Source organism: Sulfurospirillum arcachonense DSM 9755 (genome assembly GCF_000597725.1).
GTDB lineage: Bacteria > Campylobacterota > Campylobacteria > Campylobacterales > Sulfurospirillaceae > Sulfurospirillum_A > Sulfurospirillum_A arcachonense.
Genome location: NZ_JFBL01000011.1, coordinates 45,901 through 63,449, shown reverse-complemented (window position 1 = coordinate 63,449; position 17,549 = coordinate 45,901). Strand labels below are relative to the sequence as shown.

The following is a 17,549-nucleotide window of genomic DNA, read 5'->3' as shown; positions in this document are numbered from 1 at the left end:
TCTCCTCATTTAAACAGTCTTGGAGAATCTACGTTTTGATTCTGGAATCTTTTGTAAATAAGCATCAAATGGCATAACAATATTTCTAATTAACAAGGTTCCTGTAGTATTTACTAAAATCTTATCTTCATGCACTTCAACTAATCCCTCTTCTTCAAAAACTTTTAGTTTATCTAATGCATCAGCAAAATACTCACTAAAATTAATTCCAAATTCACGTTCAATTTTTGTAATATTGAGTTTAAAATTACTCATCATTTCCATAATAACTGCTTTTCTAAGCACATCATCATCACTGAGTGTAAGTCCTCTATGAACTGGTAAATGTCCAGCATCTAAAAGAGCTTCATAATCTTTCATCTCTTTAACATTTTGAACATAGTGAGCTTCACCATCACCAATGCTTGTAAGTCCAACTCCTATCAAGTCAGCACCACCTTTAGTAGTATACCCTTGAAAGTTACGGTGTAATTCACCTTTTTCAATCGCTAAAAAAAGTTCATCATCAGGTTTTGCAAAATGATCCATTCCTATCATTCTTAAACCATTTGATTCAAGATAATCAATCGTATATCTCATAATCGCAAGTTTTTCACTTGGAACTGGAAGAGTTGTCTCATCTATCTTCCTCATAGTTTTTTTCATCCAAGGAACATGAGCATAATTAAATACAGCAAATCTATCAGTGTCTAGTTTTAAAGACATCTCTAAAGTTTTCTTAAAAGTATCAAGTGTTTGGTAAGGTAAACCATAAATTAAATCCATATTGACAGATTTTATTCCAGCGGCTCTTACCATATCTACTACATTTTTAGTCACTTCAAATGGCTGGATTCTATGAATAGTCTTTTGAACTTTTTCATTAAAGTCTTGTACACCAAAACTTACACGATTAAATCCATGCGAAACAAGAATGTCAGTTTGTTCTTGGTTTAAAAATCTTGGATCTATTTCACAACTTATTTCAGCTTCATCACTAAAGTTTTTAAAATACTTTTTTATTAGTTTTATAATTCTATCAAGTTGATCTGCATTAAAAAATGTAGGAGTTCCTCCACCAAAGTGCATTTGTAAAACTTCTCTACTTGTATCAAGATGACGTGAGAGTATTTCTAACTCTTTTTCAAGATATCCAATATATCTCTCTTTCTTATCTTCTTTACTTGTAAATACAACATTACATCCACAAAAGTAACAAGCACTTCTACAAAATGGAAGGTGAAAATACAACGAAATTTTTCTACTTTTATCTTGATTTTCTAATATATTTATATATGTTTTTTCTGTAAAATTTTCATTAAACTCAGGAGCTGTTGGATAGCTTGTATATCTTGGTCCTGGCTTTGAATACTTAGAAAATTTGTCAAAATCTATCATTATTTACCTTTTATCTAGGAACTACGTGTAAATCTTTTAAATCTAAAAAAAGATTTGGATGTTCTTGTTTTATTTTTGATACTAACTCTTCTAAATCAACATTAATAACTTTTGCACCATTTTGTTCATGGTTTGCCATATGTTTTATATGATCCATAGCAACTGCCCACACATCTTTAAAGTCTATAGGGATATTTTGCCATATTGTTTTTTCTAACTTTAAATTAAAATTTTCTTCTTGTGTTGCTCTAAACTTATCTATAATTTTATTTATTGAACTCATAGACATCATAGTGTGAAGTTTTTTATTTTCATCTACAATAAACCATGGCTCACTTGCATTCCAACTTCCACTTTTTAAATTTAACTTTTTTACTTCTGGGTTATCTGTTTTTTCAATTTCTATGACAGTTTTATCTCCATTTAAACCAATATCTTTTGATATTACATTTATCATTTCAAATACTGTTAATTCTTTTTTACTCATTTCATCTCTCCTTCTTAAGGAATACATTCCTCAAAAACTTCTCTTCCATAGTGTTGTCTTATTTTTAAAACAACAACTTCACGAAGAATTTTTCCTTTTAATCAAATTGTCACAAACTATATCATTTTTTTTTAAACAAATTCTTAGAAAGTCAATTATTTATCTTTTTGTGCGTTTAACCAAACCATAATACCTTTTTGTGCATGAAGTCTATTTTCAGCCTCATCAAACACTACATTTGCATGTGATTCAAATACCTCATCACTCACTTCATATCCACGGTATGCAGGTAGACAATGTAAAAAGATAGCATCATTTTTTGCTAAACTCATCAAATCTCTATCAACCATATAACCATCAAAAGCTTTAACTCTTTCTTCTTTTTCTTCTTCTTGTCCCATAGAAATCCATGTATCTGTTGTAACTACATCAGCACCATTCACAGCAACTTTAGGATCATTTGTATAAGTTATTTTTGCTCCACTAATTTTAGCAAGCTCATTAGCATCGTCAATAATCTCTTGCCAAGGTTCATAACCTTTAGGAGTAGCAATTCTCAGCTCAAACCCAAGCTTTCCAGCAAGCATCATCCATGAGTGAGTCATATTGTTTCCATCACCTATATAAGCAACTATTGGATTATCCGTTTTGCCATGTTCTTTCATAGTAAGATAATCTGCCATAAGTTGTACAGGATGGTATTTATCGGTAAGACCATTAATAACAGGCACACCAGAATATTTTGCAAACTCATCAAGTACTTTTTGATCAAAGGTACGAATCATAATCATATCTATCATACGTCCCATAACGCGAGCAGAATCTTTCATAGACTCACCACGTCCAAGTTGTAAATCATTTGATGAAAGAAAAAGTCCTTGACCACCTAGCTGATGAATTCCTACTTCAAAACTAATGCGTGTTCTTGTACTACTTTTTTCAAAAAGCATACCAAGTGATTGGTTTTGAAGATATGGAATATAATTTTTAACTTTTGCTTCTTTTTTTATTTTTGATGCAAGTTCTATAATTTCTAAAATATCTTCTTTACTATGGTCATATATCGATAAAAAGTGTTTCATTTGATTGTCTCCTTAATAAATTTCAAGTAAAATTCCTCTCACTGAAGCTTCCACTTAGTGGAGAAATCTTTATTTTATTTTTTATTTAAAATCTGCGCTACTTCTTTTGCATGATATGTAATGATTATATCAGCACCAGCTCTTTTAAATGCTATCATCGTTTCCATCATGACTCTATCATAATCAATAACTCCTGCATTTCCAGCAGCTTTAAGCATAGCATACTCTCCACTTACATTATAAATAGCCATTGGTACTGAAGTATTGTCTTTTATTTCTCTGACTATATCAAGATAAGCAAGAGCAGGTTTTACCATAAGGATATCAGCTCCTTGCATCTCATCTTCTATAGATTCAGCTAAAGCTTCACGTCTATTTGCTGGATCCATTTGATAACTTCTTCTATCTCCAAAACTTGGAGCAGATTCAGCCACATCACGGAATGGTCCATAATAAGCACTTGAAAATTTTGTCGAATAACTCATGATTGGAAGATTTTCATATCCTACTTCATCAAGCCCTTCTCTTAAAACCTCTATAGTTCCATCCATCATACCGCTTGGAGCTATCATATCGATTCCAGCTTTTGCATGAACAATGGCTTGTTTTACTAAAATTTCTAATGTTGCATCATTATCTACTGTTTCATTTTCCATATCTAATATTCCACAATGTCCATGGTCTGTAAATTCACAAAAACATAAATCACTCACTACAAACATATCTGGGAACTCTTTTTTTATTGCTTTTATTGCACTTGCAATAATACCGTGTTCACAAAGTGCGTCACTTCCTACGCTATCTTTAACAGCTGGAATACCAAAAAGTATAATAGAATTGATACCAAGCTTTTGTAACTCTACACACTCTTTTAATACTTCATCAATACTCATTTGAAAAACACCTGGCATTGAAGTTATCTCTTTTTTAATTTTTTCGCCACTTTTAACAAATAATGGATAAATTAAATCTTCTACATGTAAAGAAGTTTCTCTTACTAATCCTCTTAAAGTTTTATTAATTCTAAGTCTTCTAAACCGTTTAAACATTTTTTAGTCCTTATCTAGCTATAATTAAAAAAAACATTTTACCATAAAGATTATAAATGAGAATTAATATTTCAAATATTGCCAATTTACCGTCACGTTTTGGACAATTTAAAATACAAACTTTCCAAGAAGGCATAAAAGAACATTTAGTGATATTCACAGAATCAATAGCCGAAGTTCCTCTAGTAAGAGTTCATAGTGAATGTCTTACAGGTGATGCTATCGGAAGTCTTAAATGCGATTGTAGAGATCAGTTAGAATATGCTCTTGAAGCAATTTCAAAAGAAGGTGGCATGGTGATTTACCTTCGTCAAGAAGGTAGAAACATAGGCCTTTTAAATAAAGTTAATGCTTATGCACTTCAAGACCAAGGATTAGATACTATTCAGGCCAATCATCAATTAGGATTTCAAACTGATGAAAGAAGTTATGAAATAGTAGAATTTATTTTAGAACACTTTGGTATAAAAGCCATAAAGCTTTTAACAAATAATCCTAAAAAGATGGAATCATTAACCCATATAGATATTGTTGAAAGACGCCCTGTGGTTATTGAATCTAATAAACATAATGCTGGTTATTTAAAAACTAAAAAAGAACAAATGGGACATATGCTTTAAAAGCTACTCTTTAATTGGCAAAACTAGAGATAGTTTTGCTTAGTTCTAGTAAAAATTAAAACTATATTAGCTATAATGAGGCACTTTAATACAAAAAAGGTAACAAGTGAATATAGCGTCTTTACCAAAAGATTTCTCTGAAAATTGTGAAATTTTTTGCGAACTAATTTTAAAATACAATAAAACTCATAATATTACAGGCGCAAAAGATAAACATGCGGTATATGAAAATATAAATGATAGTATATATCCAATAGAATTTTTGCCAATGCAAAATATAAAAACAGCAATTGACATAGGGACAGGAGCAGGCTTTCCTGGACTCATTTTAGCTATGGCTTTACCAAATATACAATTTACACTATTTGAGCCAATTGCAAAAAAAAGTTCATTTTTGCACCTAATAAAAACAACTCTAAAACTAAAAAACGTTATTGTATCGACAAAAAGAGTTGAGAAAGCACAAGCTTTTGAAGCAGACTTAATATGCTCTAGAGCTGTGACAAATACCAATATGTTAATAAATCTCTGTAAAAAGTACATCACTCCATCCTCCCTACTTCTTTTTTATAAAGGTGAAAGAGTTGATGAAGAAGTTATGGATCTAACAAATTTTGAAATATTTAAAAAAGATAAAAGAAATTATCTTCTTATAAAGGATGTAAATGTTATTTAAGGCCTTAGCACTTGCTGCTATATTTTTTATAATTTACATAGTATTTTTTAAAAAACCAAATACTACAATAAAGACAAAAAGAAAAGAAAAGAAAAAACCTCAGCCAAAAGGTGATATTATGATGGAATGTCAACAATGCCAAACTTTTGTGAGTGAAGACGATGCTATCATCAAAGATGGAAAATTTTACTGCTCTAAGCAATGTGCCCAGTTAAGGTAACTCATGATTATTATAGGACACAAACTAATTCCTTTTAAACCTTTCTATAAAGTTACAAATATTGAAGATATTAAAAGAACTCCATCCAATAGTACTATTTTATTTGATTTTATTAACGAAGAAGTGCTAGAATATTGTAAGAGGCAAGATATAGCTTTTGCTTTATGTGTTAAAGATATAAAAGAAGCTTGCTTTGCAAATGCATTGGGAGCAAAATATATTTTAACAGAAAGTTCTTTAGCGAAAGAGATACAAGATATTGCAACAGAGTATTTATTTGATGCTAAAATTCTTCTACATGTAGAAGATGAAAATCAAATAGAAATAGCTGCAAAAAAATCTATTGATGGAGTTGTGTTTAAAAAAGGAATTAAATAAAGGAGTTATCATGAAGATATTTTTATCCTTATTAATTGTTCTAATTTACTGGTCTTTAGATGCTTATCAAGATGTTACAAACTTTAATATCTCTTTTATTCAAGCATTGTTTTTAGATTATGCACAGGTAAATCCTTTTATAAAAATTACTTTAGCAGTCTCTATTTTTTTACTCTCTTTAATAACTCCAAAAGTAACCCAATTTAATGCTAGTGAAAATCAACAAGAAACAACACTTCTTCCTGAACAATTTAGCACAATGCATAAAATATCAGATATTGTATTTTCTCCAATCCCTTTACATAAACAATTAAATGATATTGTTACAGTATTGGAAAAAAGATTAAAAGTAAAAACAGCTTTTATTAGCTCTTTTCAAAATGATACAATTTTATTATTAAATACAAATGACTCTCTACAAGCAATGGGAATCAAAGAAAAATATTTACCTTATCATAATGAATTAGAAAAAAACAGTTTGGATAATTTATTATCTATTGGTTATTTAGAAAAAAGAGAATTTCTTGATGAAATTATAAACATACATGGTATAAAGTATAGAGCTATTATACATGCATACAAAGGTAGTCACTCTACAAAACCTCTAGGACTTTTTACTCTTTTATTAGATGAAAATGATAAAAAAGATTATACAAATTTTGTTTTAAAGACATGTGAACAAATTGCTTTTACAATAAATCTCGATCAAAAGAAAAAAGAAACTATTGAAGCACAAAGCAAATACAATACTATATTTTCAACTATGGATACGGAGCTTCACATACCTAATTATGTTAAACTTCAAGAGATGATTGAGCATGAGATGAAAAGGTCTCAAAGATATGGAACAGAGTTATCACTTATTCTTATAGAAATTGATTACATGCAAAACCTAACAAATATTTTTACTGAAAAAGAAACTTTTACTCTACAAAAAGATATAACTTCTTTATTAAAAAAAGGTGTTAGAGAAACAGACTTATTTGGAAAATGGACAGAAAACCATTTTGCTATAATTGCACCGGATATAGATTTCAGAGAAGCAAAAAGTTTTGCAAATAAATTAAACCAAAGACTCCAAACACATCGTTTTGCGAAAGTAGGAAAAATTACATGTAGTTATGGCATTACATCATTTTGTGCAAAAGATACGCTAGGTACCTTTAGACAAAGAGCTGAAAATGCTTTGAAAGAAGCTATTTCAAGAGGTGGAAATTCTATAGAAATAAAAATATTAGTTTAAACTATTTCTTTTCTTATATACGGAGATAATTTAGTCATTACCTCATATGTAATGGTATTAAAATACTTAGCAATTTCAGTAGCATCTCTAAAAAGACAAACTTTAGGCTTATCTCCACTGAGCGAAAAACTATCCATTGATAACCTTCCTAAAATCTTTCCATCATCAATAGATAAGTCACCTAGTCCATCGTACCTAAAAAAACCATCACCATAACCAATATCATAAGTAGATACTATTTGTGGACTTTTTATTTCATATATTCCGCCATAGCCTACTCTATCACCAATTTTCAAGTTTCTTGAACCTAGTTTTTCAGCCCAAAGAGACATAACTGGTTTCAACCCAAAGTTTTCTTGATCATTTTGAGTAAGAAAACTTTTATCTACATGAGTATATCCATATGTTGCTATTCCGCATCTTGCAAAATCATCTTTAAATTTACTTTGTTTTCTCAATACTGCTGCTGAATTACACGAGTGAAAATTTGGCATTTTTAAATTATGTTTTTCTACCAATTCTTTTGCTTTTTGAACAAATTTATTATAATTTTGCGCTTGCCAAAATACTTCACAGTTTAAATCATCAGCACTTTTATGATGAGTAAAAACACCTTTTAACACAAGATCATTTTTTACAATAATTTCAAAAGCATTTTCAAGTTCTTCATACTGAATCCCATTTCTATGCATTCCTGTATCGGTCCCTAGATGTATAGAGCTTTTTGGAGGAAATTTCTTCAAACCTTCTATAGAATGAACAGCAAACGAAATATTATCATCTTGTTTACTTAAAGGAGGATGATCAGCTAATATAAGAGTTTCTTCAAACAAATTATTTATTTGTATTGCTTCATCTATATTTTTAACAGCCGACTTTTTTATGCCAAAACTTGCTGCAAGTTCAGCCATAACTTTCAAACCATGTCCATAAGCATTGTCTTTTAAAACAACCATTAACTTATCTTTACCTCCTACTCTTTTACAAAGTAGGTCAATATTATGTTTGTAATTTGCTTTTGATATTTGTATATATGCCATGACTAAGCTTTCAGTTCCAATTCTTTTACTATAAAGCTTCTTAGTTTTCTAGCTTGATAATCTAATTTAAAAAAATGTTCATAAACTTTTTTTGCATCGATAGTTGGATTATTTTCAAAGTCAAATTCTATATTATTATTTTTCTTAGGAATACTTTCATCAAAGTAATTTAAAAAATCTTCTCTTATATCTGTAAGTTTTGATAACTCTTCTTTTACCATTTTTTTATCCATGCTATCCTCTTTATTTTTCTGATAGTATTAAAAAATTTTTCTCGTTCAATTCTACAAAAAGCTCTTTATTTCCATTAAAACTATACCTTTTTGTTTTATAATTCTCATGAAATGAAACTTTAAATATCCTTTTGCCTTTTTCATTAGGATAAGGAGAAATATTTATACCTTTAAAAATAATTGTTTTTGCCTCTTTTCTAGCAAATATACTTTTTTTCATACGAGCAAAATTCTTCTTTTTAAGTCCATCATATCTTTTAAATTCATCACTATAAAAACTCAAATATGTTTTTATATCACTATTTTTCCAAGCATTTTTCCATTGAAATAAATTTGCTAAAATAGTACTTATTTCAGATTTATCAACTGCTTTTATACCATTTTCACTTACTATTGTTATACTATTTTTAGGCATAATTTTTTTATCTAATAACTCTATAGTATTATTGTCTAAAACTATACAGCCTTTACTCATAGGATCTCTTGGACTTCCATCAAGGGGTGAACCATGTATCCAAATTCCATGACCATTTTTTCCTTGAACTTTATCAAATGTATTTGGATAAGATAGAACAAATGCTAAGGGACCATAAAACTGATCGGGTGGGATAAAACGCTGTTTGATTCTATAAACGCCTAAAGGTGTCTTTAAATCACCTTCTTTATATTTATCACCATCTGCCCCAACAATAACATTTTCATATGTAGATAAATGCTTAATTTGATTTTTACTACTTTGATATACTCTTAACTCTTTATTTTTTTTACTTGCAATTAGTAACGTATCTAAATCTTCATAATATCCCAAAGATACATCTATTGTTTCAATTTTTTCTTCCCAATAACTTTTCGTTTGGAGTTGCTTTTTTATATACTGCTCAACTGCGTTTATTCCACCATCTCTATATATATCTACTACAGGATTTGCTAACAAAAAAGTTTGCAATAAAACAAATACTAATAATTTATACAATCAATACCTTTCTATGATTCATTATATTCCTATGTAAAGTCTTTACATGTAAGAAAAATTATTATATGTAAATCTCGCTTAGAAGATTATTTGAAAAGAAAATTTGGTTTAAAATATTTACTTTTATTTTATACTTTATAGGATACTATATAAAAAATCTTAGAGAGAGGTACGCTTGTGTCACTCGAATTAATACTTGCTTCGTCTATTATCTTTGTGTTGGCAATTACGATTCCAATACTTTTTGTTTTATCCAAAAAACTTGGACCAAATTCACAAGGAAATAAACAGAAGAATCTATCTTATGAAAGTGGTGTTACAAACCCTATTGGGGGATCTGATAGCCGCTTTAGTGTCAAATTTTATTTAGTTGCCATACTTTTTGTACTTTTTGATGTAGAAATCATATTTATGTTCCCATGGGCCGTAAATGTACGAGAGCTTGGTTTTTTTGGATTAGCAGAGATGTTTTCATTTATGATTCTTCTTATAGCTGGTCTTATCTATGTATACCGTATAAAGGCACTCAAATGGCAGTAGGAGCAGAAGCAGTTTTTGGTGATAGTGTAATTACTACAAAATTAGATGATGCCATAAGTTGGGCACGTGAATCTTCAATGTGGCCTTATGTTTTTGGAACAGCATGTTGTGCTATAGAATTTATGAGTGCAGCTTCAAGTAAGTTTGATATTTCCAGATTTGGTGCTGAAGTTGTTCGCTTTTCTCCACGACAAGCAGACCTTATGGTGGTTGCAGGAACTATAAGTTATAAACAAGCTCCTGTTCTAAAAAGAATTTATGACCAAATGACAGAGCCTAAATGGGTTATTAGCATGGGGGCATGTGCCTGTAGTGGTGGGTTTTATGATAACTATACAACACTTCAAGGGATTGATTCAATTATCCCTGTTGATGTATATGTCGCTGGCTGCCCTCCTCGTCCAGAAGCACTTCTTGATGCACTACTTCAAATCCAAGCTAAACAAGCAAGAAATGAAAGTATCGTTAAAGATAGAGTAAACACTGATTTTAAAGGAAGGCTAGATGGATAGCCATTTTGAAAAAAAATTTAAAGATCTTTATAAAATAGATGAAAATGGTATTTATATATTAGAACAAACATTTTTAAAAGCTGCAATAAAATGTTTAAAAGAAGAAGATAATTTTCACTTTTTAGCAGACATCACAGCTATTGACTATTATAAATATAATAAACCAATGCCAAGTAGATTTGCCGTAGTTTATCTCTTAAGAGATACAGAATTTAAAAACCTTATAAAACTAAAAGTATTTGTTGAAGAAGAAGATGGAGATTTACATGTAGAAAGTATATCTGATCTATTTTTTTCAGCAAACTGGGCAGAAAGAGAAGTTTGGGATCAATATGGTATTAAATTTTTAAATCATCCGAATTTAAAAAGAGTTTTAAACCATAAAGAGTTTGATGGCCATCCTCTAAGAAAAGATTATCCTATTACAAAAGGTCAACTGTGCACAAAAACTGATGATCTCATGGATGAAATGATTCCTAGGTTAGAGCAAAAAGGATATAAATCTCATGATGATTTAATGTTCTTAAACTTAGGTCCTGCACACCCTGCAAGTCATGGGACAATAAGAACTTTTGTAGCACTTGATGGTGAAAATATTATAAGTGCTGTAAGTGAAATTGGTTATCTTCACCGAGGATTTGAAAAATCTTGTGAAAATCATACTTATAATCAAATAATTCCTTATACCGATAGACTAAACTACTGTTCAGCAATTCTCAATAACACAGCTTTTGCTCATACTGTAGAAGGTATGTTAAATGTTACTGTACCTGAACGTGCTCAATTTATAAGGGTTATTATAGGTGAACTTTCTCGCATCATTGATCACCTTGTTTGTTTAGCTGCTGGTTTAGTAGACATGGGGGCATTAACAAACTATTGGTATTTATATAATCCTAGAGAAGCTGTTTATGATTTACTTTCAAAACTTACTGGAGCTAGACTTACAAACTCTTATATGAGAATTGGTGGAGTGGCTCATGATTTTTATGATGGTTTTGAAAATGACTTACAAGATTGTATAAAATCGATCGAAAAAGGTATGGGTGATGCTCTTTCTTTAGTAGAGCACAATAGAATTTTTCATGATAGAACACAAAATATTGGAGTAATAAATGCCCAAGATGCTATCAATAAAGGTTTTACTGGACCAAATCTTAGAGCAAGTGGTGTGGCTTATGATTTGAGAAAAACTAATCCTTATTACTTTTATGAATCATTTGATTTTGATATTGCAGTGGGCAGTGTTGGCGATGTATATGACAGGCTCATGGTAAGATTTGAAGAGATACGACAAAGTATCAGAATAATTAAACAAGCTATGAAAGTTCTTCCTGGTGGAGAAATTGTAGTCAATGACAGAGCAATATCTTTTCCAAAAAAGGAAGATGTATACAACAACATTGAAGGACTTATGAACCAATTTAAATTAGTTTATGAAGGTGTAAAAGTACCAAAAGGTGAATTTTATAGAGCTATTGAAGCAGGAAATGGGGAACTTGGCTTTTTTATTGTAAGTGATGGAAGTGGAACTCCTTATAAATTAAAAGTAAGGCCTCCATGTTTTCCTGCTATGTCTGCTCTACCTGATTTATTAGAAGGTGGTATGGTAGCTGATTCTGTTTTAAGTTTAGGAAGTTTAAATATTGTTGCTGGGGAGCTAGATAGATGAGTGAATTTAAATTTAGTGAAGAAAATGAAAAAAAATTTCAAGAACTTTTAAAAAGATATCCTGATCGTGCTTCTTTATCTCTACCTTCGTTATGGATGATTCAATACCAAGAGGGTTGGATTAGTGAAGAAGCAATGGTTTTTTTAGCAGATAAACTTGGTACGAGTCCTATGGATATTCAAGGGATAGCCTCTTTTTATACTATGTTTAATTTAGAACCTATTGGTAAGTATCATATCCAAGTATGTAAAACTCTCTCTTGCAAACTTTGCGGCAGTGAAAAAATAAAATCACACATAGAAAATAAACTAGGCGTTAAATTTGGGGAAACTACAAAAGACATGAAATTTACTCTTACAGAAGTAGAATGTTTAGGCTCATGTGGAACAGCTCCAGCAATGAGCTTTAATGATGATTATGTCGAAAACCTCACAGTTGAAAAAATAGATGAATTATTGGATACATTAAAATGAAATGTACAGAAGTTAGACTTCGTGCTTTAGTCGCGAGAAATTTTTGCTGGACTTGTTCAGTGAAAAGAGGACATTAAAATGATAGTTAAAATAGTAAGTAAGAACTTTGATATAGAAAATTCACATAAATTAGAAGTTGCCGTTAAAAACGGTAGATATTCTTCTTTAAATAAACTTTTTACTATGACTCCAGAAGAAGTAACTAAAGAAGTAATTGCAAGTGGACTTCGAGGTAAAGGTGGTGGTGGTGCTGCTACAGGAAATAAATGGCAACTCATTCCAGATGAACATGAAAAACCTACGTACCTTGTTATTAATGCAGATGAGAGTGAGCCTGGAACGTTTAAAGATAGACAGATTATGGAGTATGACCCTCATCTTTTAATAGAAGGGATTATTAACTCATCATATGCTATCGGTGCTCACCATGCCTACATCTATATAAGAGGTGAGTATGTATTTTGGGCAAAAAGAATGCAAGAGGCCATTGATGAAGCATATGAAGTAGGATACCTAGGAGAAAAAATAGCAGGACATGACTATGCACTTGATTTAACACTTCACAGAGGTGCTGGAGCATATATATGTGGAGAAAAAAGTGCCCTTCTTGAATCTCTTGAAGGCAAACGTGGACATCCTAGACTTAAACCTCAACAAAAAGAACCAGAATGGTTTTTTGGTGGACCAACTGTTGTCAATAATGTTGAAACGATAGCAAGTGTTCCTTATATTATCAATGAAGGATTTGAAGCTTACAGAGCACATGGTACTGATTGTAGTCCTGGAACTATGCTTTTTGGACTTAGTGGCCACATTAAGAATCCAGGAGTTTATGAGTTACCTTTTGGTGTAAGTATGACAGAAGTTATTGAAAAAATTGGTGGTGGTGTAAAAGATGGTAAAAAACTTAAAGCAGTTATCCCTGGCGGTTCTTCTTGTGCAATTCTCAGAGCTGATGAAATTAATGATATAACACTTGATTATGAATCTCTACAAGAACACGGCTCAAGTTTAGGAACAGGAGGAATGATTTTTATCGATGAAGATACTTCAATACCAGAATCTATGAAAAATCTTTTTGAATTTTATCATCATGAATCTTGTGGACAATGTACACCATGTCGTGAAGGATGTGGTTGGGTAGATAAAATATTAGGGAAAATTTTAAAAGGCAAAGGCTCTTTAAAGGATTATGATACAATGCTTGATGCTTGTGAAATGCTCAATGGAAAAACAATCTGTGTATTTGCTCCGTCAGTTGCGTATATAGCAGATAGTTATTTAGCAAAATTTAAAAACGAATTTGACGTTTTATGCAAAGAGTAATAAACAGATGAAACATACATTAAAAGAGATATGCTTATTTGGATCACTAGATAACAATCAATTAAAAAAACTTGAAAATATAAGCACAATAAAAAAATTAAAACCAGGAAATATACTTTTTTATGAAGGTGATGAGCCTAAAAATCTCTATTTTTTATTAGATGGTTTAATAAAACTATACCGTTATGACAAAAATGACAATATAAATATATTAACTTATTATTATACACAATCTCTTATTGGTGAAGCAGCAACGCTACAAAGAACACCTCATCAAATAACAGCAGAATGTGAAATAGAATCTACTATTTTAGTTGTCTCTTTTGATGATTTTGAAAAAGACTTTTTAAGGGATCCAGAAATTGCTCTTGGGTTAATTATGCAATTAGTAGGTAAAATAAAATCTTTAATGAATACGAATATGCAACAAACATCTATGCAAAAACTCGCTCAACTCATTTTTGATAATCATGAAATTTTTATAAAAGTCAAAAAATATAAAATAGCAGAGATTTTAAATATGGCTCCTGAAACTTTTTCTAGAAATCTTAAAAAACTACAAAAAGATAAAATTATTTCTTATGATAAAAACCACTTTGAAATAAAAGATAAAGAGGCACTAAGCGAACTATTTGCTTGTTGCCCCAATTTTAATAAATCATAATATAAATAATGATTTATAAGATAATTTAGCCATATCTATTAAAAAATCAACTCCAGGGAAATATGCAATAAGTGTATTTCCTATACCTCCCCAAATAATCATTAAAGCAATAACTGCAATAACCAAAGGTGCTATGCCTTTTAAAGGAGGAACATCTGTCATTTCTGGACTTCTATAAAAGTACATTACGGCAATCAATTTAAAATAATAATATACAGATACAAATGTAGCGGTAATACCTACTATTGCTAATATTTCATTTCCTGATTCAATTGCTCCTGTAAAAATATAAAACTTTCCAATAAATCCTATCGTTGAAGGAATACCTGCTAATGAAAGCATAAATACACTTAGCATTGCAGCCATATATGGTCTTATGTGAGAAAAACCTCTAAAGTCATCATAAGTTATTCTTAATTGATCTTCTGAAGAGATATAAGCGATAAGACCAAATGCTCCAAGTGCTGATAAAAAGTACGCCACTAAATAAAATATAATTGAGCTTGCTGCATTTTCTCCAATAACTCCAATTGATACAAATGCTATAAGAAGATATCCAGTATGAACGATACTTGATGATACCAACATTCTTTTTAGTGATTTTTGAATAATAGCGAGAAAACTACCATATGCTAAAGTAAAGATAATAATATATACAAACATATCATCCCAAAAATCACGAATCAAATCAAAATCAACTAAAACTAGACGAAGAATGAAACCAAAAACTGCAGCTTTAAATGTTGCAGCCATAAAAGCAGTAACAGGAAGAGATGCTCCATCATATACATCTATCGCCCAATTTTGAAAAGGAAAAGCTGCAATTTTAAAAAGAAAAGTAATTAAAATCATTGTTCCACCAAGAATTATCAGACTCATATTACTATCTATGTTGTTACTAACAAAAATGCCTATTTCTCCAATACTAGTAGTTCCAGTTGCTCCATAAATAAAAGAACTTCCTAAAAGAAAAAATACTCCAGCTAGTGAACCTAAGACCAAATATTTATAACTAGCTTCAATTCTTTTATCTATTACCTTTTCAAAACCAATCATTATATATAGTGATATTGAAGCTATTTCCAAAGCAATAAATGCAGTAATTAACTCATTTGCATGAACTAATAACATCATCCCAAAAACAGAAAATAGAAGAAGTGAAAAAAATTCTACAGTGAATTCTTTACGCCTTTGAAAATAATGTAATCCTATTAGAATAGTTAAAATACCACCTAAAATTAATATAGTGCTAAAATAACTTGCATAGGTATCCACCACTATCATATTATTAAAAACATCAGAAAAAGGATACACTGAGTAAATGTCTCCTAGGGTATTTAAATTATAAATATTAGAAACAATTGCCAAAGTTAAAAATACTAAGGAAGCAATAGCTCCCTTTTTTATATTGATATTTTTAAAAGTACTCAGTATCATTAATAATATTGCACCAACGCCTACAAAAAAAAGTGGTAAAAGATATGTAATATCTGGTGTTTGCATTATTATGTCCTTATCTCTAAAATATCAATTAAATAGTGCTGTATAGTTGGTTCTATTTTATAAAAAAACCAATCAGGATATACACCCATGCCTATAATTAAAAAGATTAAAGGTAACATTCCTAAAACTTCTCTGAGATTCAAATCTTTCATTTGTGAAACATCATTACCATTGTCTTGTAAAATAGCTCTTTGAAATAACCAAAACATAAAACTTGCTGCAACTAAAACTGTTAAGGCAGAAACAATACCTGCACTTTGACTAAATCCAAAAGTTCCCAATATAATCAAAAATTCACTCACAAATCCATTTGTTCCAGGAAGCCCAACAATACAAAGAAGCATAATTGCAAAAAACACCGTAAATAGTGGAGCTTTTTTAGCTATCCCACCAAGAGCTAAAATAGATTTAATACCTAAATCATATTCTAATTTTCCTATTAGCAAAAATAGCCCTCCAGTAGCCATAGCATGTGCAATAATTAAATATGCTGCACCTGTCATACCATAAGCATTTAAAGAGAATATACCTGTTACAATAAAACCTAAATGTGAAGCAGAAGAGTATGCAAACATCTTTTTTATATTTATTTGCATTAACGCGGCAATTCCAAAATATAAAAGTCCAAAAATACCAATCCAAACAAAATAAGGAGCAAACTCTTTATAAAGTTCTGGAAAAAGAGGCATCACAAAACGGACTATTCCATAAACGCCTAATTTAGCCATAATAGATGAAAGTAAAAAAACTCCCCCTGTAGGCGAATTGGAATATGTTTCAAGTAACCAAGTATGGAATGGAAAAAGTGGAATTTTAATAGCAAAAGCTAACATAAAACCTGCAAATAACCATATTTGCTCTGCTCTACTTAATGTTGTTATTTGGATAAGATCATTTAAAGCAAAACTCCATGAACCAAACTCATAGAAAAATGCTACACCTAAATAAAGAATACAAATCAACATAAACAAAGAGCCCATAATAGTATATACTGTAATTTTAATTGTTGAAAAAACTCTATTTCCTGTTCCAAACATACCTATAATCATAAAAACTGGAAGTAACATAGCTTCCCAAAAGAAGTAAAATAGAATTAAATCTTGAGAAAAAAGTGTTCCTGTAATTCCTGTTTGAATAAGTAACATACTTACCCAATAACCCTTTGTTCTTCCATCCCATAACCAAAGATATGCACAAGGTATTAAAGTAGCAATTAACATCAAAATAATCAACGATAACCCATCAATTCCTAAACTATAGTTGATTCCATAACTACTAATCCATGAATGATGTTCACGAAATTGCATATATCCTGTAAGTTCAAAATTATAATATACCATTCCTGCAAGCAATAATATAACTATAGCCGTCATAAAAGCAATATTTCTTGTTATCTTTGAACTCACTGGTAAAAGTAAAAGTGAGAAAGCCACAAACATAGGTAAAAATATAATTACTGAGAGTATTCCAAAATCCATAAT

Annotated in this window: 20 protein-coding genes; 11 read left to right on the top strand and 9 right to left on the bottom strand. The window is 30.3% G+C overall.

The features are described from left to right. Nucleotides 1–9: 9 nt before the first annotated feature. The 4 genes from hemN to hemB all read right to left on the bottom strand — a co-directional run bounded on the left by hemN (nucleotide 10) and on the right by hemB (nucleotide 3,995). Complete coding sequence (hemN, locus tag K354_RS0109605) at nucleotides 10–1,377, bottom strand: oxygen-independent coproporphyrinogen III oxidase (RefSeq protein ID WP_024955282.1); 1,368 nt, start codon at nucleotides 1,375–1,377, stop codon at nucleotides 10–12. A gap of 10 nt (nucleotides 1,378–1,387) precedes the next feature. Next, nucleotides 1,388–1,864, bottom strand: a complete 477-nt coding sequence (locus K354_RS14180) for a DUF2603 domain-containing protein (RefSeq protein WP_037940602.1) — start codon at nucleotides 1,862–1,864, stop codon at nucleotides 1,388–1,390. A gap of 155 nt (nucleotides 1,865–2,019) precedes the next feature. Next, the gene (gene argF, locus K354_RS0109595; protein ID WP_024955281.1) at nucleotides 2,020–2,946 is read right to left on the bottom strand and encodes an ornithine carbamoyltransferase; all 927 of its coding nucleotides are present in this window, start codon (nucleotides 2,944–2,946) and stop codon (nucleotides 2,020–2,022) included. A gap of 74 nt (nucleotides 2,947–3,020) precedes the next feature. Then, entirely contained in the window at nucleotides 3,021–3,995 is a 975-nt protein-coding gene (gene hemB, locus K354_RS0109590; protein WP_024955280.1) for a porphobilinogen synthase, read from the bottom strand. Between the two features lie 56 nt (nucleotides 3,996–4,051). On the opposite strand from hemB, the gene ribA reads away from it, so the two are divergent. From ribA to K354_RS14735, 5 genes are all read left to right on the top strand, one after another. Beyond that, nucleotides 4,052–4,615, top strand: a complete 564-nt coding sequence (ribA, locus tag K354_RS0109585; protein ID WP_024955279.1) for a GTP cyclohydrolase II — start codon at nucleotides 4,052–4,054, stop codon at nucleotides 4,613–4,615. A 106-nt stretch (nucleotides 4,616–4,721) separates the two neighbouring features. Then, nucleotides 4,722–5,291 carry a 16S rRNA (guanine(527)-N(7))-methyltransferase RsmG gene (rsmG, locus tag K354_RS0109580; protein WP_037940600.1) on the top strand — a complete coding sequence of 190 codons (570 nt, stop codon included), beginning with the start codon at nucleotides 4,722–4,724 and terminating at the stop codon, nucleotides 5,289–5,291. Then, nucleotides 5,281–5,511, top strand: coding sequence for a PP0621 family protein (locus tag K354_RS0109575; protein ID WP_024955277.1), 231 nt, complete (start codon nucleotides 5,281–5,283; stop codon nucleotides 5,509–5,511). The genes rsmG and K354_RS0109575 overlap by 11 nt, the downstream gene beginning before the upstream one ends. Before the next feature lie 3 nt (nucleotides 5,512–5,514). Continuing rightward, nucleotides 5,515–5,889, top strand: a complete 375-nt coding sequence (locus tag K354_RS0109570; protein ID WP_024955276.1) for a hypothetical protein — start codon at nucleotides 5,515–5,517, stop codon at nucleotides 5,887–5,889. 10 nt (nucleotides 5,890–5,899) lie between these two features. Further along, nucleotides 5,900–7,132, top strand: coding sequence for a GGDEF domain-containing protein (locus K354_RS14735; protein WP_024955275.1), 1,233 nt, complete (start codon nucleotides 5,900–5,902; stop codon nucleotides 7,130–7,132). Here K354_RS14735 and K354_RS0109560 read toward each other — a convergent pair. Genes K354_RS0109560 through K354_RS0109550 form a run of 3 tightly spaced genes read right to left on the bottom strand, consistent with a single transcriptional unit; the run spans nucleotide 7,129 to nucleotide 9,378 of the window. After that, nucleotides 7,129–8,172 (bottom strand): alanine racemase, encoded by a 1,044-nt coding sequence (locus K354_RS0109560; RefSeq protein WP_024955274.1) that lies wholly within the window; start codon nucleotides 8,170–8,172, stop codon nucleotides 7,129–7,131. The two genes, K354_RS14735 and K354_RS0109560, sit on opposite strands and share 4 nt — an antisense overlap. Nucleotides 8,173–8,174: 2 nt before the next feature. Next, nucleotides 8,175–8,405 (bottom strand): hypothetical protein, encoded by a 231-nt coding sequence (locus K354_RS0109555; protein ID WP_024955273.1) that lies wholly within the window; start codon nucleotides 8,403–8,405, stop codon nucleotides 8,175–8,177. A gap of 10 nt (nucleotides 8,406–8,415) precedes the next feature. Then, entirely contained in the window at nucleotides 8,416–9,378 is a 963-nt protein-coding gene (locus K354_RS0109550) for a L,D-transpeptidase family protein (RefSeq protein ID WP_024955272.1), read from the bottom strand. Between the two features lie 177 nt (nucleotides 9,379–9,555). On the opposite strand from K354_RS0109550, the gene K354_RS0109545 reads away from it, so the two are divergent. The 6 genes from K354_RS0109545 (at nucleotide 9,556) to K354_RS0109520 (ending at nucleotide 14,565) form a co-directional block, all read left to right on the top strand. Further along, nucleotides 9,556–9,918 (top strand): NADH-quinone oxidoreductase subunit A, encoded by a 363-nt coding sequence (locus K354_RS0109545; RefSeq protein WP_024955271.1) that lies wholly within the window; start codon nucleotides 9,556–9,558, stop codon nucleotides 9,916–9,918. Continuing rightward, nucleotides 9,909–10,430 carry an NADH-quinone oxidoreductase subunit B gene (locus tag K354_RS0109540; protein ID WP_024955270.1) on the top strand — a complete coding sequence of 174 codons (522 nt, stop codon included), beginning with the start codon at nucleotides 9,909–9,911 and terminating at the stop codon, nucleotides 10,428–10,430. The genes K354_RS0109545 and K354_RS0109540 overlap by 10 nt, the downstream gene beginning before the upstream one ends. Further along, nucleotides 10,423–12,102 (top strand): NADH dehydrogenase (quinone) subunit D, encoded by a 1,680-nt coding sequence (gene nuoD, locus K354_RS0109535; RefSeq protein WP_024955269.1) that lies wholly within the window; start codon nucleotides 10,423–10,425, stop codon nucleotides 12,100–12,102. Before K354_RS0109540 ends, nuoD begins: the two co-directional genes overlap by 8 nt. Further along, nucleotides 12,099–12,575: an NADH-quinone oxidoreductase subunit NuoE gene (gene nuoE / locus K354_RS0109530; protein ID WP_024955268.1), complete on the top strand. Its 477-nt coding sequence runs from the start codon at nucleotides 12,099–12,101 to the stop codon at nucleotides 12,573–12,575. The genes nuoD and nuoE overlap by 4 nt, the downstream gene beginning before the upstream one ends. A gap of 78 nt (nucleotides 12,576–12,653) precedes the next feature. Then, complete coding sequence (gene nuoF, locus K354_RS0109525) at nucleotides 12,654–13,901, top strand: NADH-quinone oxidoreductase subunit NuoF (protein ID WP_024955267.1); 1,248 nt, start codon at nucleotides 12,654–12,656, stop codon at nucleotides 13,899–13,901. A gap of 7 nt (nucleotides 13,902–13,908) precedes the next feature. Then, nucleotides 13,909–14,565, top strand: coding sequence for a Crp/Fnr family transcriptional regulator (locus K354_RS0109520; RefSeq protein ID WP_024955266.1), 657 nt, complete (start codon nucleotides 13,909–13,911; stop codon nucleotides 14,563–14,565). Here K354_RS0109520 and K354_RS0109515 read toward each other — a convergent pair. Further along, nucleotides 14,560–16,068, bottom strand: a complete 1,509-nt coding sequence (locus tag K354_RS0109515; RefSeq protein ID WP_024955265.1) for an NADH-quinone oxidoreductase subunit N — start codon at nucleotides 16,066–16,068, stop codon at nucleotides 14,560–14,562. The two genes, K354_RS0109520 and K354_RS0109515, sit on opposite strands and share 6 nt — an antisense overlap. A 2-nt stretch (nucleotides 16,069–16,070) precedes the next feature. Then, nucleotides 16,071–17,546 carry a complex I subunit 4 family protein gene (locus K354_RS0109510; RefSeq protein ID WP_024955264.1) on the bottom strand — a complete coding sequence of 492 codons (1,476 nt, stop codon included), beginning with the start codon at nucleotides 17,544–17,546 and terminating at the stop codon, nucleotides 16,071–16,073. Nucleotides 17,547–17,549 lie beyond the last annotated feature (3 nt).

Excerpts from the sequence above, each read along its gene's own strand:
- K354_RS0109570 (WP_024955276.1), top strand. The coding sequence starts at position 5,515 with ATGATTATTATAGGACACAAACTAATTCCTTTTAAACCTTTCTATAAA.
- ribA (WP_024955279.1), top strand. The coding sequence starts at position 4,052 with ATGAGAATTAATATTTCAAATATTGCCAATTTACCGTCACGTTTTGGA.
- nuoD (WP_024955269.1), top strand. The coding sequence starts at position 10,423 with ATGGATAGCCATTTTGAAAAAAAATTTAAAGATCTTTATAAAATAGAT.
- K354_RS0109510 (WP_024955264.1), bottom strand. The coding sequence starts at position 17,546 with ATGGATTTTGGAATACTCTCAGTAATTATATTTTTACCTATGTTTGTG.
- K354_RS14180 (WP_037940602.1), bottom strand. The coding sequence starts at position 1,864 with ATGAGTAAAAAAGAATTAACAGTATTTGAAATGATAAATGTAATATCA.
- K354_RS0109560 (WP_024955274.1), bottom strand. The coding sequence starts at position 8,172 with ATGGCATATATACAAATATCAAAAGCAAATTACAAACATAATATTGAC.
- hemB (WP_024955280.1), bottom strand. The coding sequence starts at position 3,995 with ATGTTTAAACGGTTTAGAAGACTTAGAATTAATAAAACTTTAAGAGGA.
- hemN (WP_024955282.1), bottom strand. The coding sequence starts at position 1,377 with ATGATAGATTTTGACAAATTTTCTAAGTATTCAAAGCCAGGACCAAGA.
- K354_RS0109520 (WP_024955266.1), top strand. The coding sequence starts at position 13,909 with ATGAAACATACATTAAAAGAGATATGCTTATTTGGATCACTAGATAAC.
- K354_RS0109515 (WP_024955265.1), bottom strand. The coding sequence starts at position 16,068 with ATGCAAACACCAGATATTACATATCTTTTACCACTTTTTTTTGTAGGC.
- K354_RS0109540 (WP_024955270.1), top strand. The coding sequence starts at position 9,909 with ATGGCAGTAGGAGCAGAAGCAGTTTTTGGTGATAGTGTAATTACTACA.
- K354_RS0109555 (WP_024955273.1), bottom strand. The coding sequence starts at position 8,405 with ATGGATAAAAAAATGGTAAAAGAAGAGTTATCAAAACTTACAGATATA.
- argF (WP_024955281.1), bottom strand. The coding sequence starts at position 2,946 with ATGAAACACTTTTTATCGATATATGACCATAGTAAAGAAGATATTTTA.
- K354_RS0109575 (WP_024955277.1), top strand. The coding sequence starts at position 5,281 with ATGTTATTTAAGGCCTTAGCACTTGCTGCTATATTTTTTATAATTTAC.
- nuoF (WP_024955267.1), top strand. The coding sequence starts at position 12,654 with ATGATAGTTAAAATAGTAAGTAAGAACTTTGATATAGAAAATTCACAT.
- nuoE (WP_024955268.1), top strand. The coding sequence starts at position 12,099 with ATGAGTGAATTTAAATTTAGTGAAGAAAATGAAAAAAAATTTCAAGAA.
- K354_RS14735 (WP_024955275.1), top strand. The coding sequence starts at position 5,900 with ATGAAGATATTTTTATCCTTATTAATTGTTCTAATTTACTGGTCTTTA.